Annotated in this window: 16 protein-coding genes; 13 read left to right on the top strand and 3 right to left on the bottom strand. The window is 40.2% G+C overall.

Annotated elements, in window-relative coordinates:
- On the bottom strand, nucleotides 1–564 hold a 564-nt coding region (locus DOK79_RS15460), incomplete at its 3' end, for a response regulator transcription factor (protein ID WP_339092546.1).
- 127 nt (nucleotides 565–691) lie between these two features.
- On the opposite strand from DOK79_RS15460, the gene DOK79_RS15455 reads away from it, so the two are divergent.
- The 5 genes from DOK79_RS15455 to DOK79_RS15435 all read left to right on the top strand — a co-directional run bounded on the left by DOK79_RS15455 (nucleotide 692) and on the right by DOK79_RS15435 (nucleotide 4,135).
- Nucleotides 692–1,165: a DUF523 domain-containing protein gene (locus tag DOK79_RS15455; protein WP_206856208.1), complete on the top strand. Its 474-nt coding sequence runs from the start codon at nucleotides 692–694 to the stop codon at nucleotides 1,163–1,165.
- Complete coding sequence (locus tag DOK79_RS15450; protein WP_206856205.1) at nucleotides 1,155–1,493, top strand: putative DNA-binding protein; 339 nt, start codon at nucleotides 1,155–1,157, stop codon at nucleotides 1,491–1,493. Before DOK79_RS15455 ends, DOK79_RS15450 begins: the two co-directional genes overlap by 11 nt.
- A 20-nt stretch (nucleotides 1,494–1,513) precedes the next feature.
- Nucleotides 1,514–2,932 carry a signal recognition particle protein gene (ffh, locus tag DOK79_RS15445; RefSeq protein WP_206856202.1) on the top strand — a complete coding sequence of 473 codons (1,419 nt, stop codon included), beginning with the start codon at nucleotides 1,514–1,516 and terminating at the stop codon, nucleotides 2,930–2,932.
- A 104-nt stretch (nucleotides 2,933–3,036) separates the two neighbouring features.
- Nucleotides 3,037–3,600 carry a DNA-3-methyladenine glycosylase I gene (locus DOK79_RS15440; protein WP_206856199.1) on the top strand — a complete coding sequence of 188 codons (564 nt, stop codon included), beginning with the start codon at nucleotides 3,037–3,039 and terminating at the stop codon, nucleotides 3,598–3,600.
- 13 nt (nucleotides 3,601–3,613) lie between these two features.
- On the top strand, nucleotides 3,614–4,135 hold the full coding sequence (locus DOK79_RS15435; protein WP_206856198.1) for a dihydrofolate reductase family protein: 522 nt from the start codon (nucleotides 3,614–3,616) through the stop codon (nucleotides 4,133–4,135).
- A gap of 69 nt (nucleotides 4,136–4,204) precedes the next feature.
- On the opposite strand, the gene DOK79_RS15430 is transcribed toward DOK79_RS15435, so the two are convergent.
- Nucleotides 4,205–4,759, bottom strand: a complete 555-nt coding sequence (locus tag DOK79_RS15430) for an NADPH-dependent FMN reductase (protein WP_206856196.1) — start codon at nucleotides 4,757–4,759, stop codon at nucleotides 4,205–4,207.
- Between the two features lie 315 nt (nucleotides 4,760–5,074).
- On the opposite strand from DOK79_RS15430, the gene rpsP reads away from it, so the two are divergent.
- The 7 genes from rpsP to rsgA all read left to right on the top strand — a co-directional run bounded on the left by rpsP (nucleotide 5,075) and on the right by rsgA (nucleotide 9,719).
- Complete coding sequence (gene rpsP, locus DOK79_RS15425) at nucleotides 5,075–5,350, top strand: 30S ribosomal protein S16 (RefSeq protein ID WP_010735006.1); 276 nt, start codon at nucleotides 5,075–5,077, stop codon at nucleotides 5,348–5,350.
- 11 nt (nucleotides 5,351–5,361) lie between these two features.
- The gene (locus DOK79_RS15420) at nucleotides 5,362–5,610 is read left to right on the top strand and encodes a KH domain-containing protein (protein WP_206856194.1); all 249 of its coding nucleotides are present in this window, start codon (nucleotides 5,362–5,364) and stop codon (nucleotides 5,608–5,610) included.
- Between the two features lie 108 nt (nucleotides 5,611–5,718).
- Complete coding sequence (locus DOK79_RS15415) at nucleotides 5,719–6,558, top strand: hypothetical protein (protein ID WP_206856192.1); 840 nt, start codon at nucleotides 5,719–5,721, stop codon at nucleotides 6,556–6,558.
- A 130-nt stretch (nucleotides 6,559–6,688) separates the two neighbouring features.
- The gene (gene rimM, locus DOK79_RS15410; protein WP_206856191.1) at nucleotides 6,689–7,213 is read left to right on the top strand and encodes a ribosome maturation factor RimM; all 525 of its coding nucleotides are present in this window, start codon (nucleotides 6,689–6,691) and stop codon (nucleotides 7,211–7,213) included.
- A complete protein-coding gene (trmD, locus tag DOK79_RS15405) occupies nucleotides 7,203–7,940 on the top strand; it encodes a tRNA (guanosine(37)-N1)-methyltransferase TrmD (protein ID WP_206856299.1) in 738 nt (245 codons plus the stop codon). Before rimM ends, trmD begins: the two co-directional genes overlap by 11 nt.
- Nucleotides 7,941–8,084: 144 nt before the next feature.
- Nucleotides 8,085–8,432: a 50S ribosomal protein L19 gene (rplS, locus tag DOK79_RS15400; RefSeq protein ID WP_002286913.1), complete on the top strand. Its 348-nt coding sequence runs from the start codon at nucleotides 8,085–8,087 to the stop codon at nucleotides 8,430–8,432.
- 315 nt (nucleotides 8,433–8,747) lie between these two features.
- On the top strand, nucleotides 8,748–9,719 hold the full coding sequence (gene rsgA, locus DOK79_RS15395; RefSeq protein ID WP_206856189.1) for a ribosome small subunit-dependent GTPase A: 972 nt from the start codon (nucleotides 8,748–8,750) through the stop codon (nucleotides 9,717–9,719).
- A gap of 93 nt (nucleotides 9,720–9,812) precedes the next feature.
- Here rsgA and ppdK read toward each other — a convergent pair whose 3' ends face one another.
- Nucleotides 9,813–12,431, bottom strand: a complete 2,619-nt coding sequence (gene ppdK / locus DOK79_RS15390; protein ID WP_206856184.1) for a pyruvate, phosphate dikinase — start codon at nucleotides 12,429–12,431, stop codon at nucleotides 9,813–9,815.
- 168 nt (nucleotides 12,432–12,599) lie between these two features.
- Between ppdK and DOK79_RS15385 the strand changes: the two genes are divergently transcribed.
- Nucleotides 12,600–13,229: a helix-turn-helix transcriptional regulator gene (locus DOK79_RS15385; RefSeq protein WP_206856181.1), complete on the top strand. Its 630-nt coding sequence runs from the start codon at nucleotides 12,600–12,602 to the stop codon at nucleotides 13,227–13,229.
- Nucleotides 13,230–13,241 lie beyond the last annotated feature (12 nt).

Raw genomic sequence — 13,241 nt, 5'->3', positions numbered from 1 at the left:
ATTCCAAATACGATCTAATAATGTATCTCGATCGATCACTCGATCTTTGCGTTTCATGAAATAAACGAGCAGTTCAAATTCTTTTGGCGTCAGTTCGATCGGCTGATCCTCGATCGTGACTTGATAGTTCGTCAAATCAGCTCTGATCTGTCCAATCGATAAATATTCTGGTTCAGCTTCATCCGGTTGTGTTTTTCGTGGTTCGATCCTACGAAAGATTGCTTTCATCCGTGCAAGGACTTCTCGTGGACTGAAAGGTTTTGTCAAATAATCATCTGCGCCGATCTCAAGTCCAATGATTCGATCGACTTGGTCATCTTTAGCGGTCAGGATCAATATCGGTGTTTCATTTTTTTCTTGACGGAGTTTTTGAGTGATCGCGATTCCGTCGATCGAAGGGAGCATCACATCTAAAATAATGAAATCATATGAATGTTCCACGGCAAGATCAAGACCTTCTTGACCATCAGCGGCACTGGTTACTTTATAACCTTCTTTTTCAAGATTGAAAGTCAGTAATGTTACAATTGAGGGTTCGTCATCGACAACTAATACTTTTTTCATAAATTCTCCTTTTGATAAATTTCATCTCTTTTATTTTAGCACAGAATCAGGGTCAAGGACTATTTAACCAGCTAAATAAATGGTATAATATAAAAGCAATTTGCTCAGTTAAAGGAGAAAACGTACGATGATCGGAATCAGTGCTTGTTTAGGTGGTGTTTTGTGTCGTTATGATGGTCGAGATAAAGCGATCCCTGCATTAAAAAAACTTGTGGCAGAAGGTCAAGCGATCATGATCTGTCCCGAAGTAGCAGGGGGCTTGCCCATTCCAAGAGAACCAGCAGAAATCGTTGGCGGTGATGGATTTGATGTTTGGCATCAGCGGGCAAAAGTTTTGACGGTCTCTGGTGAAGATGTCACCGAAGTGTATAAAAGTGGGGCAATCAAAGCCTATCAACGACTCAAGGAAAAACAGATCTCAACGTTGATCCTAAAAGCAAATAGTCCTTCTTGCGGTTCGACAAGCATTTATGACGGCACTTTTTCTGGAACGTTGAAAGAAGGCACTGGCGTAGCCACCGCCTATTTTCTCCAACAAAAAATCAGTGTCTGCTCAGAAGAAGAGTGGATGGATCAACGAGGTGAGTTGAATGGAAATTGAAAAAACCAATCGGATGAATGCTCTTTTTGAATTTTATTCGACACTGTTGACTGAAAAACAGATGAACTATATGGAATTATATTATGCAGATGATTTTTCACTGGGAGAAATAGCTGAAGAATATGAAGTCAGTCGTCAAGCAGTCTATGATAATATCAAACGTACGAGCAAGATCTTGGAGAATTACGAAAAAAAACTCCATCTTTTTTCTGATTATGTCGTTCGTGAACAGTTGTTGACGGAATTGACGCACTATATCAATGAACAGTATCCTGAAGACCAAACGCTTCAAGGATATATCAAAAAGATCCAAGAAATCGAAGAATAACAAAAAGGAATGAAAAAAATATGGCATTTGAAAGCTTAACTGAACGCCTGCAACAGGCGATGTCAAAGTTACGAAAAAAAGGAAAAGTCTCTGAAGCTGACGTCAAGGAAATGATGCGCGAGATCCGTCTTGCGTTATTAGAAGCCGATGTCAACTTACAAGTCGTCAAAGATTTTACAAAACGTGTGCGGGAACGCGCTGTCGGCGCAGAAGTACTCGATAGTCTTTCACCTGCGCAACAAATCGTAAAAATCGTTGACGAAGAATTAACGATCACTTTAGGATCAGAAACCGTTGAACTAAATAAATCGCCTAAGATCCCGACAGTCATCATGATGGCCGGTTTACAAGGGGCAGGTAAAACTACATTTACTGGTAAGTTAGCGAACTATTTGAAGAAAAACGAAAATGCTCGCCCTTTATTGATTGCCGGTGACGTGTATCGTCCTGCTGCGATCGACCAATTGAAAGTTTTAGGACAACAATTAGATGTTCCTGTGTTTGATATGGGTACGGATGTTAGTCCAGTAGAAATCGTTCGCCAAGGGATGGAACTCGCAAAAGAAAAGAAAAATGATTATGTCTTGATCGATACAGCCGGACGTTTACACATCGATGAAACATTGATGGATGAATTGAAACAAATCAAAGACTTGACGCAACCAAACGAAATCTTACTCGTCGTCGATGCGATGACCGGGCAAGATGCGGTCAATGTTGCGGATAGCTTCAATCAACAGTTAGGGATCACTGGGGTCGTCATCACAAAATTAGATGGGGATACTCGTGGGGGTGCTGCGCTGTCGATCCGTTCCGTTACTGGTGCACCAATCAAATTCATCGGTTCTGGTGAGAAGTTGACCGACTTAGAAGTCTTCCATCCAGATCGAATGGCTAGTCGTATCCTTGGTATGGGGGATATGTTGACGCTGATCGAAAAAGCGCAACAAGACTATGATGAGAAAAAAGCAGAAGAGCTTGCGCAAAAAATGCGCGAGAACTCATTTGATTTCAATGACTTCATCGAACAGTTAGATCAAGTGATGGGCATGGGACCAATCGAAGACCTGCTAAAAATGATTCCGGGAATGAATCAAATGCCAGGGATCGAAAACATCAAGGTCGATCCAAAAGATGTGGAACGTAAAAAAGCAATGGTTTATTCAATGACCCCTGCTGAACGTGAAAATCCAGATCTATTGAATCCAAGCCGTCGTCGTAGAATCGCTGCTGGTTCAGGAAACAGCGTCGTTGAAGTCAATCGCATGATCAAGCAGTTCAAAGAATCCCGTAAGATGATGCAACAAATGTCTAAAGGGGATATGAACATTCCTGGCATGGACCAAATGTTTGGCACAGGTGTCAAAGGGAAATTAGGAAAAATGGCGATGAATCGCATGATGAAGAAAAACAAAAAGAAAAAGAAGAAAAAGAAATAATCGGTGACCACGTAGAAAAAAGCTTCGAAGACGTATCTAGTTTTGTCTTCGGAGTTTTTTTATCCACTGTTTTAAGATGTTAAAGAGAGAGGGAGATGAAATCGATGAAACGATGTCCATGGAGTGAATCAACTGAAAACATGCGCACCTACCATGATACAGTTTGGGGCGTACCTGAATACGATGACCAAAAACTATACCGCAAATTGATGCTCGATATCAACCAAGCAGGACTTAGCTGGCAAACGATTTTGAATAAAAGTGATGCGTTTGATGAAGCCTATGATCAGTTTGACCTTGAAAAAGTTGCCAAATACGATGACAACAAAATCGAAGAATTGCTGGATAATAAAGGCATCATTCGTAATCGTCGGAAAATCGAAGCCGCGATCACTAACGCACGAGCAGTACTAGCAATGCAAGCAACCGGACAAAGTTTTTCTGATTATCTCTGGTCTTTTGTGGATGGTGAAGTTGTCACCGGCAATTACAAAGACCAAAGTGAAGTGCCAACCACTAGCGAACTTTCTGATCGTATCGCCAAAGACCTGAAAAAACGGGGATTCAAATTTATTGGCAGTACGACTATCTATGCCTTTTTAGAAGCAGTAGGGATCATCAACGATCATTTAGTGACTTGTTTCCGTCACGGAGAAGTCAAACCTTAAAGGAGGAGCATGTATGTCTAAAGTCATTTTTTATGGTGCAATCAGTCTGGATGGCTATTTAGCCACAAGCAACGATGACTTGCAGTGGCTCTTTGATACGCCAACAGGAGAGAAAACGACCTATGATGCATTCTACCAAACGATCGATACGACGATCATGGGCAGAAAAACCTATGAAGAAGCAAAAAAATATTTAGATACAGCCAAGATCTATCCAGAAAAAAATAATTATGTATTTTCGACAGATATAGAATTACAGTTAGAGGATGCGACAGTCGTTCATGAAGATCCTGTTCGTTTTATCAAAGAATTGCAGGAATCTAGCGAACAAAGGATCTGGGTAGTTGGTGGAGGAAGTCTACTTAAACCGATCATTGAGCATCAACTGATCGATGAATGGTACATTCAAATTGCTCCTGTATTACTTGGGAAAGGGATTCGTCTTTTTCAAGAAGGAGACTATGTACAGCGTTATCAATTGGTGGACACCAAACGCTTTGGTGAGTTTATTGAACTTCATTATCGAAAAAAATAGCCGTTGTTTACAAAGAAAAACCACGAAACTGAAAGCTGTTTCGTGGTTTTTTTGTAAACATAGGTAATATCAAGCGTTCAATTTTTCAGCGAAATCAAGATACGCATCTAAAATCGTTCGGAAGAAATCAACAGTTCCTTGGATAATGTTGCCATCTTCATCAAGTAAGTTAGTGATATTTCCGATATACGCTTCTGGTTGTTGTAACGTTGGAACATTTAAAAAGACCAATGATTGACGCAAATGATGATTTGCCCCAAAACCACCGACGCCACCAGGAGAAGCAGTAACTACTAACCCAGGTTTTTTATCCCAAACGCTTTGACCATAAGGACGTGAACCAACATCCAATGCGTTTTTCAATACAGCTGGTACGGAACGATTATACTCAGGAGTCACAAATATCACGCCGTCTAAATCTTTGACCTCTTCACGGAAACGTGTCCATTCGGCAGGTGTTTGCTCAGGTGTTTCAATGTCTTCGTTATAAAAAGGAAGGTCATCGATTTTTATAAATACAGGCTCGTATCCTTCCGGTAATAAGTCCGCAAAAGTTTCTGCAACTTTCTTATTGTATGAATCTTTTCTTAAACTTCCGATGAAAAAACCAATTTTCTTTGTCATAAAACAATTCCTCCTTCAAACTTTCTATATTTATCTTACTAAAAATAAGTAAACCGAGCAAATAAAAAGACTTAGGTTATTTATTGTGAGAGATTAAGTAAGAAAATAGTTAAGAAATCGGCTATTTGGAAGGAAAAGGAAAGCGCTCTTGATCCTCAATCCATCACTATAGAAGTAATTGAAAAGCTTGCTACCAGTATCAAGAAACAATAAAAGTTGAAAAAAATCAGACTGTAAAGAAAAAAAGCTTTACAGGGTAAAAAAAAACTGGTACACTACATCTTGTGAATAAAACAATGGAGGTGGAAATATATAATGGCAGTTAAAATCCGTTTAAAACGTATGGGTTCTAAAAAGAGTCCTTTTTACCGTATCGTCGTAGCTGATTCACGTTCTCCTCGTGATGGACGTTTCATCGAAACTGTAGGTACTTACAATCCTTTGAAAGACCCTGCAGAAGTAGTTTTAAAAGAAGATTTAGTACTTGACTGGTTATCAAAAGGTGCACAACCTTCAGATACAGTACGTAACATCCTTTCAAAAGAAGGCGTTATGAAAAAACATCATGAAGCTAAATTCTCAAAGAAATAAGGTGACCGGATATGAAAGATTTAAGCGAATTAGTCTTAACAATCGTTCGTCCGTTAGTTACTTATCCTGATCAGGTCCAGTTAGAAGTCGTTGAGTCGCAAGATTTTTACGAATATAATCTAACGGTGGCTCCCGAAGATATTGGTCGTATCATCGGTAAACAAGGGCGAGTTGCAAAAGCAATCCGCACAATCGTTTACGGAGTACGGATCAACGCACCGAAAAAAGTGCGTTTGAATATCATCGACAATAAGGAATAAACTGTTTCGTTTTTGCGAAACAGTTTTTTTTTATATTCCTTAGAGGTCTTATTTGGCAAAAATAGGTACAAAGCGTATCCTTAATAGTAAGAGAGGAGTGTGTTTCTAATGAAAAAAATAGGTTTGGTCAGTTTGTTTGCAGTCGCTTTACTAGGTGCTTGTCAAGCACCAAGAGAAACGACCCAAGAAACAACAAATGAAAGTGTTCGTACGACAGAAACAAGTACTTCAAAGGAAGAAGCAAGTACTTCAAATGAAGAAATGAGTTCATCTTCCACAAGTAGTAATGAGACAAATGATTCGTCAGCTGAAACGAGTACAAGTACACAAGAAAATTCGACTCAAACTGCCTTCGAGCAATTAAAAAAAGAACATCCTGATACACCAATGCCGCAGGATATCCCAACTGCGTCAGCTCATTTGAACATTGCAGCAACCATGACAAAACAAGGTTTTTCTGTTTTATACTATCAATCAGAGCAAGCACTACCGTTGAATGACGCATCATTGAATCAAGCAGAACCAATCGCCTCTTATCTTTATCAAGATGGCTTCGCGTCTTCCCAAGAAACACTGAATACCATCCAGCCATTTACGATCGATACTGGTGGCAGACAAGTCGATCTCGGCTATAATATCGTCGGTTATCAACAAGGCGCTGCTGGTTCTTCGATTCTTGAATGGCAAGAAGGAAATTGGCGTTTACGTATACGTGCCAGCAATATAGAAGGGCAAGATCCCGTTCCTTTGGCTAAACAGATCGTGACTTACTTAGAATCTGCACGATTACCAGCCCCAGAAAAAGTCGGAACCATTGAGATCAATATGACCGACGGGACGAGTCAAAACACGCGGATCATTTGGCAAAAACCAACCACTGTTTATACGATCACGAACCAAGATTCAATGAATGCACTAAAAATGGCTGTTTCGATGGAACAACAATAAAAGAAGACTAGAATTGCCGAGTGCCGCATGCTAAAATAAACAGGAAACTGTAGATGCACTCTGGAACTGAAAGTAAGAGAAGAACGAATGAGCAGAGTGACAAGAATCATGAAAGAAATGAGGACAAAAGTTGACTGAATATCTAAATGTTGGCAAGATTGTAAATACCCAAGGAATCAAAGGCGAAGTCCGTGTCATCTCAACCACAGATTTTCCTGAAGAACGCTATAAAAAAGGATCAATCTTGACACTCTTCCAAGAAGGAAAAGCACCCGTAGAATTAACGGTCAAGAACCATCGAAAACACAAAAACTTTGATTTACTCAGCTTTGAAAATCATCCTTCGATCAATGATGTTGAAAAATACCGCGATGGCATTTTACGTGTCTCAAAGGAAGATTTGGTTGAACTGACAGAAAATGAGTATTATTACCATGAAATCATTGGACTAAAGGTGATCGATGAAAACGAAAAAGAACTAGGAAAAATCAAAGAAATTTTATCGCCTGGTGCAAATGACGTTTGGGTCATCCAACGACCTAAGAAAAAAGACGCACTGATTCCTTATATCGATTCCGTTGTTCAAGAAGTCGATGTTGAAAATGGCTTGGTCCGTGTGACATTATTAGAAGGGTTGATCGATGATGAAGATTGACGTATTGACTCTTTTTCCACGAATGTTTGAAGGGCCGATGGGCGAATCGATCATTGGAAAAGCCGTCGCAAAAGAATTGCTAGAAATCAATGTATCAAATTTCCGTGAGTATTCGGATAACAAACATCAAACGGTTGATGATTATCCATATGGTGGTGGGGCAGGCATGTTATTGAAAGTCCAACCGATCTATGACAATATCAAAGCAATCGAGGAAAAACATCCAGAAACAAAAAAACGGGTGATTCTACTTGATCCGGCAGGGAAACCATTCAACCAAAAAATGGCAGAAGAATTTTCTGAAGAAGAACACCTTATCTTTATTTGTGGGCATTACGAAGGCTATGATGAGCGCATCCGCTCACTTGTAACGGATGAAGTATCTCTAGGTGATTACGTCCTGACAGGTGGCGAGCTAGGCGCAATGGTCATGATCGATGCTACTGTTCGTCTATTGCCTGATGTGTTAGGAAATCAAACATCTGCACAAACCGACTCTCATTCTACTGGTTTACTTGAACATCCACAATATACAAGACCAGCAGAATTCAAAGACATGAAAGTGCCAGAAGTATTGACCAACGGCAATCATAAATTGATTGAAGAATGGCAACTAAAAGAATCCTTACGTCGGACATATTTGCGACGCCCTGATATGTTGGAAAAACTCGAAATGACCCCACAAATGGAAAAAATGCTCTCTGAGATCAAAAAAGAAGAAGCATGATGTGTCACAAAAACCGAAAATTTTCTTTACACTCACTTTAGAATGTGATAATATTCTATGGTGAGTGTAAAAACACTTAACTATTACGATGTTCCGCTGTGAGAAACTACTCATAAGAATGTTTGGAATAAGGAGAAGAAAACAATGAATCCATTAATCGAAGAATTAACAAAAGAACAACTACGTTCTGACATCCCAGCTTTCCGCCCTGGTGACACTGTACGTGTTCACGCGAAAGTTGTCGAAGGTACTCGTGAACGTATCCAGTTATTTGAAGGTGTTGTAATCAAACGCCGTGGTGCTGGAATCAGCGAAACTTATACAGTACGTAAAGTTTCTAACGGTGTAGGCGTTGAGCGTACATTCCCATTGCACACACCACGTGTTGCGAAAATCGAAGTTGTCCGTTACGGTAAAGTACGTCGTGCAAAATTGTACTACTTACGTGCATTACACGGAAAAGCAGCTCGTATCAAAGAAATCCGTCGTTAATTTCTTATTATCAGACAGAGGAAGAACCCTTGAATTTTCAAGGGTTCTTTTTTTGTCGTTAGAAATCTGTTTACGCCGTGGTACCAGCTATGCTATAGTAAAAGTGAAATCAAATGAAAGAAGGTGAGTATAATGAAAAAAAATATCAACCAACCGAAGCTCTTTGTGAACTTGAATTTATCATACTCACCATGGATAGTTGTCTAGTATTGATTGTAAATGCTAACGATAGTGATGGAATGTTGATAACTTTGTGATTCGCAAATGAGCGGGTCATAAAGTTTTTTTATTTCTAACTATCAAAGGAGTATCAATATGACATCAAACAAACATCATGCTTCACTTACTCGTGGTAGGATTACAGTTAGTTATGGAAGTACCTACCATATTCTGAGTAATGATGAAGAAATTTCAGCAAAATTGTCGGGTTCACTGAGACACCAAGCGGCTTCGCAAAGTGAATTACCGGTTGTTGGTGATTGGGTGAAATTCCAACTATTACCGGATAATAAAGGCATCATTCATTTTGTCGAAGAGCGATTCTCTAAAGTTTCTAGAAAAACCTCGGGCAACCGTTCCGACGAACAAATCATCGCAACTAATATCGATTGGCTTTTTATTGTGAGTAGTTTAAATAACGATTTTAATCTACGAAGAATCGAACGCTATTTAGTCGCTGGTAAACAAAGTGGCGCTAAACCAGTGATCATTCTTACGAAAGCTGACCTGTGTTCGACGATCGATCTATATCTCGTTCCACTGTATGCGTTAACGACAGATATTATTGTTACTAGTTTTGGCGATGATAAAGGTATCCAACAAATCGCAGACTTATTAGCAGACGGGCAAACAGGCGCACTCGTTGGTTCCTCAGGTGTGGGGAAATCAACACTCATCAATCGATTGGTGCAGAATGAGACCATGCACGTGTCAGCAATCAGAAAAGAAGATGATAGAGGACGCCATACCACGACACATAGAGAATTACTTGCGTTACCAACCGGTGGATTTTTGATCGACACTCCAGGAATGCGAGAATTCCAACCATTCCAAGCAGAGCAGTTAGATAGCCAATTTGAGGATATTGTTCAACTCTCCTTCAATTGTCGATTCAGGAATTGCCGACATGATCAAGAAGCTGACTGCGCAATCAAACAAGCAATCGAGAGTGGCGAACTATCAGAAAATCGCTATATGAACTATTTGAAATTACAGAAAGAGTTGAGCTTTCAAGAAAAGAGAATCCGTGAAAAGGAGAAGCTCCAGAATAAAAGGAAAAAGAAATAAAATAGTCTAACTCTAAAAAAGTAACCACAGCCTAAACGTTCGCTGCGTTGGCTGTGGTTACTTTTTTGGAATCAAATGTAAAGAAACAAATCGTTAAGATCGACGACTACGGATCGCAGCCTGTGCTACGGCTAATCGAGCAGCGGGAATCCGGTAAGGGGAGCAAGAGACATAGTCGATTCCGATCGCTTGAAAGAATGGAATGGACTGTGGGTCTCCGCCAACTTCTCCACAAATGCCGATCGACAGCTCTGGTTTGATTCGTCGAGCATTCGAGACAGCGAGTTTGATCAGTTGACCAACCCCTTGTTGATCCAAATGTTGGAACGGATCTTGTGTCATGATTGCTTTTTCTTGATAACGATTGATAAATTTTCCGATATCATCACGAGAAAAGCCGTAGGTCATTTGGGTGAGATCATTTGTACCGAAACTGAAGAAATCAGCCTGTTCTGCTAATTGATCAGCAATCAAACAAGCGCGAGGTAATTCGATCATCGTACCGATCTCATAGGGAAACAGTGAACTATTTTGTGAGTTGAAAGTTGCTTCAATCGTTTCGATCAACAGCGTTTTGAGATGTACTAACTCTTCTTTTTCAGCAATCAACGGGATCATGATCTCTGGGATAACTGGTACACCTTCTTGTCTTAGGCGAATGGCACTTTGAATGATCGCTTTGACTTGCATCTGGTAGATCTCAGGCGTAGTGATCCCTAGTCGGCACCCTCGATGCCCTAACATCGGATTGGTTTCTTTCAAGGCTTCGATTTTAGTTGTTAATTCATTGACTGGCTGACCCAACTTTTCTGCTAACTGTTGAATGTCTTGCGGATCATGGGGGAGAAACTCGTGCATCGGTGGGTCAAGCAAACGAATGACCATTGGTTTCTCTTGGATCGTTTGGAACATCTGATAAAAATCATCTTCTTGGAATGCTAATAATTTTGTCAAAGCGGTTGCCATTTCTTGGGCATTCTCAGCTAAAATCAAACGACGCATTTCTAAAATACGTTCTTCTCCAAAAAACATATGCTCAGTCCTTGCTAACCCGATGCCTGTAGCACCAAAATCAAGAGCTGTTCGTAAATCAGTTAATGTTTCAGCATTGGCACGCACGTCCAAATCGGCAACTTCATTGGCCCAGGATAAAAATAAAGCTAGATCTTGATTGTTTTCTGCAACGACTGTCGGAAGCTCCCCTAAATAAATCTCGCCGGTATTGCCGTTGACCGAGAGGATGTCGCCTTCGGTTAGTCGAACGTCTTTTGTTGTGACAGTTTTTGTTTCTTCGTCGATCGTCAAGGCTTCTGAACCTGTTACGCAACAAGTTCCCATCCCACGAGCGACTACAGCAGCATGAGAAGTCATCCCACCACGACTAGTGACGATTGCTTCACTCACGATCATTCCTTCGATATCTTCCGGTGAGGTTTCTTGCCTAACTAAGATGACTTTACTTCCTAGTTCATGTCGTTCTTTTGCTTTTTCTGCGGTGAAGACGATCTCACCCGTTGCGGCGCCTGGACTAGCTGGTAAACCTTGTGCAAAAGCGGTTGCTTTTTTGAGGGCAGTGGGTTCAAAAATTGGATGGATCAGTTGATCGATCATTTCTGGTTCCATGCGCATCAAAGCTTCTTCTTTTGTAAGTTTCTTTTCCGCAACTAAATCAGTCGCGATCTTTAAAGCAGCTTTCGCTGTCCGCTTGCCATTTCTCGTTTGTAAAATAAATAGTTTGCCATTTTCTACCGTAAATTCAATATCCTGCATGTCTTTGTAATGTGTTTCTAGCATTTGTGCGTAGTGCAAGAAGTCTTGATAAACATCTGGCAGGCGCTCACTTAATTCTTGGATCGGTTGTGGTGTACGAATACCAGCCACCACGTCTTCTCCTTGGGCATCCAAAAGAAACTCACCAAAGAGCTGATTTTCACCAGTTGACGGATTCCGAGTGAATACGACGCCTGTACCGCTTTCATTTCCGCTATTGCCAAAAACCATCTCCTGAACGTTGACCGCTGTTCCTAAATCATGGGCGATACCATGTAACTCACGGTAAACATTCGCTCGTGGATTGTTCCAAGAATGAAAGACGGCTTGGATCGCTTCTTTCAACTGATCCATTGGCTGTTGAGGAAATACTTTTTTATGTTTACTAAATAATTCTTTATATTTTTCGATCAAAGATACTTGTTGTTGTTCGTTGAAATCAGCGACAGATTTATTGTTTGCTTTTTCTGCTTCTATCAGTAGAACATTGAAGCTTTCTTTGTGAATACCATAAACAACGTCGCCAAACATTTGTAACAAACGACGATAGCAGTCGTATGCAAAGGATAAATTGGTTTGTTCTGCGAGCGTCCGGACACGTGAATCATTCAACCCTAGATTAAGAATCGTATCCATCATACCAGGCATAGAAAAGACGGCACCGCTTCTGACTGAAACTAATAATAAGTCCTCGTCGCTCCCAAATGTTTTGTTGGTTTCAACTTCCAAGCGTTTGATCGCTGTACGAAGCTCTGCTGCCAAATGTTTTTCAAAGAAAGTAGCATCATTAAGATAGCGCATACAACTTTCCGTAGTCAAAGTAAAGCCAGAAGGAACAGGCAAGCCTAAGTGTGTCATTTCCGCTAGATTTGCACCTTTTCCACCTAATAATGCTTTATCTTTACTTCTACCTTCACTAAAATCATAAATCCATTTTTCCATGAGATAAGCCTCCATTGATTTAATGTGAGTCATATTTTGTATAAATACATCTTAATATGACTCATATATATCTGTCAATTAGAAAAATAAAACGCAAATTTATTTTGAAATCGCTTTATATATGTGTATAATAAATAATGTAAACGAAGGAGGGAGGAAAAGGCTAAGATGAAATTAAGTGAACGACAAAAAAAAGTCATTGAGATCGTCAAAAAAACACAACCTGTCAGTGGAGAAAAAATTTCTGAACTCTTAGACGTATCCAGAGCGACATTACGGTCGGATTTATCTTTTTTAACGATGGCCGGTATACTTGAAGCAACGCCCAAGATCGGCTATACCTACACTGGTTCAGACTTAGAAACGCTTTTTTTCTTTAAAACGTTCACAGTAAAAGTGAGTGAGGTCATGGTACCACCTTTACTGATCGATTTGAATACTTCGATCCGAGATGCAATCACAACGTTGTTCGTGTATGATGTCGGCTCGATTTATGTCATTGATGAAAACAAACAATTGGTCGGCGTATTGTCACGAAAAGATTTATTGCGTGCTTCACTGAATACAGAGATCGATCACACACCTGTCGCTCTTTGTATGACTCGGACACCGCACATCAAAACTTGTACGAAGCATACCGATATATTGGAAGCGGCAACGATTCTTCAAGATTTTGAAGTAGACTCTCTACCCGTTGTCGATGAAGCGGATGAAAGCAAAGTAATCGGGAAGATCACTAAATCAAAAGTATTGAATTTTATTACTCAGCAAGCGAGGAATGCTGAACGAAATCGATAGGGGGATTTTTAC

Source organism: Enterococcus sp. DIV1094 (genome assembly GCF_017316305.2).
GTDB classification, from domain to species: Bacteria; Bacillota; Bacilli; order Lactobacillales; family Enterococcaceae; genus Enterococcus_B; species Enterococcus_B mangumiae.
Note: the sequence above shows the minus strand (reverse complement) of the source record. Positions and strands in the feature narration are given on the sequence as shown.

Excerpts from the sequence above, each read along its gene's own strand:
- DOK79_RS15455 (WP_206856208.1), top strand. The coding sequence starts at position 692 with ATGATCGGAATCAGTGCTTGTTTAGGTGGTGTTTTGTGTCGTTATGAT.
- DOK79_RS15450 (WP_206856205.1), top strand. The coding sequence starts at position 1,155 with ATGGAAATTGAAAAAACCAATCGGATGAATGCTCTTTTTGAATTTTAT.
- ffh (WP_206856202.1), top strand. The coding sequence starts at position 1,514 with ATGGCATTTGAAAGCTTAACTGAACGCCTGCAACAGGCGATGTCAAAG.
- DOK79_RS15440 (WP_206856199.1), top strand. The coding sequence starts at position 3,037 with ATGAAACGATGTCCATGGAGTGAATCAACTGAAAACATGCGCACCTAC.
- DOK79_RS15435 (WP_206856198.1), top strand. The coding sequence starts at position 3,614 with ATGTCTAAAGTCATTTTTTATGGTGCAATCAGTCTGGATGGCTATTTA.
- DOK79_RS15430 (WP_206856196.1), bottom strand. The coding sequence starts at position 4,759 with ATGACAAAGAAAATTGGTTTTTTCATCGGAAGTTTAAGAAAAGATTCA.
- rpsP (WP_010735006.1), top strand. The coding sequence starts at position 5,075 with ATGGCAGTTAAAATCCGTTTAAAACGTATGGGTTCTAAAAAGAGTCCT.
- DOK79_RS15420 (WP_206856194.1), top strand. The coding sequence starts at position 5,362 with ATGAAAGATTTAAGCGAATTAGTCTTAACAATCGTTCGTCCGTTAGTT.
- DOK79_RS15415 (WP_206856192.1), top strand. The coding sequence starts at position 5,719 with ATGAAAAAAATAGGTTTGGTCAGTTTGTTTGCAGTCGCTTTACTAGGT.
- trmD (WP_206856299.1), top strand. The coding sequence starts at position 7,203 with ATGAAGATTGACGTATTGACTCTTTTTCCACGAATGTTTGAAGGGCCG.
- rplS (WP_002286913.1), top strand. The coding sequence starts at position 8,085 with ATGAATCCATTAATCGAAGAATTAACAAAAGAACAACTACGTTCTGAC.
- rsgA (WP_206856189.1), top strand. The coding sequence starts at position 8,748 with ATGACATCAAACAAACATCATGCTTCACTTACTCGTGGTAGGATTACA.
- ppdK (WP_206856184.1), bottom strand. The coding sequence starts at position 12,431 with ATGGAAAAATGGATTTATGATTTTAGTGAAGGTAGAAGTAAAGATAAA.
- DOK79_RS15385 (WP_206856181.1), top strand. The coding sequence starts at position 12,600 with ATGAAATTAAGTGAACGACAAAAAAAAGTCATTGAGATCGTCAAAAAA.